We start from the raw sequence: 627 nt of genomic DNA, 5'->3' as shown, positions 1-627 counted from the left end.
ATAGAAGAATAGACCGTTGCCATCAATGCCGCTTTGGGAGCCATGGCAATCGCGGGGAACAGTGCATCACCATCGTTAGAAATCGCATTTGCAATCTGCGCGGATAATGGTGCGGCACCAGTAATGTACAAACTAGTGACGAGAATCTGTGGGCCGCAGCCTGGTAGCATACCGATGGCTAAGCCAGCCAATGGCATCCAGATGCCCCAATTTGAAAAGGTAGCAGCCAAATCAACGCCTGAAAAATAGGTCGTTAATTCAAACGCAAGAAACGCCACGATAACCCACGCGCTGACAAAGTTGGTGTCTTGAGCTGCTTTTTGAATCGGGTGTGAATCAACGATTTTTTCATCTTCCGACACCGTCGATTGATAATCTCCCAACTCTTTTGTCATTGCCCACAACGACATGGAGACCACCGCAAATATCGCTCCTAGCCATTCAATGCTACTTGGACTCAAATTCAGTAGCTGATTGATATCCACTTGGAATGAGGTCAGTACGGCAACGATGCTCGCAGGGACTATCAACCACTTCCAGAATGCGCCTTGAAGATTAATCGCACGTTGCTCTAAAGGCGTGTATCGCTCGCTTTGATGCTGACAACAATGGTGGTGGGCGCTCGCT

General features: G+C 48.6%; 1 protein-coding gene. It reads right to left on the bottom strand.

Going from position 1 to position 627, the window contains the following annotated elements; genetic code table 11:
• Window positions 1-627, bottom strand: a 627-nt coding sequence (locus R8O11_RS28875; protein ID WP_318195078.1) for a putative manganese transporter, incomplete at both ends; no start/stop codon positions are given.

The organism is Vibrio sp. 1288, from assembly GCF_033344475.1.
The sequence above is the reverse complement of the archived record's forward strand: the minus strand, read 5'-3'. Positions and strand labels throughout refer to the sequence as shown.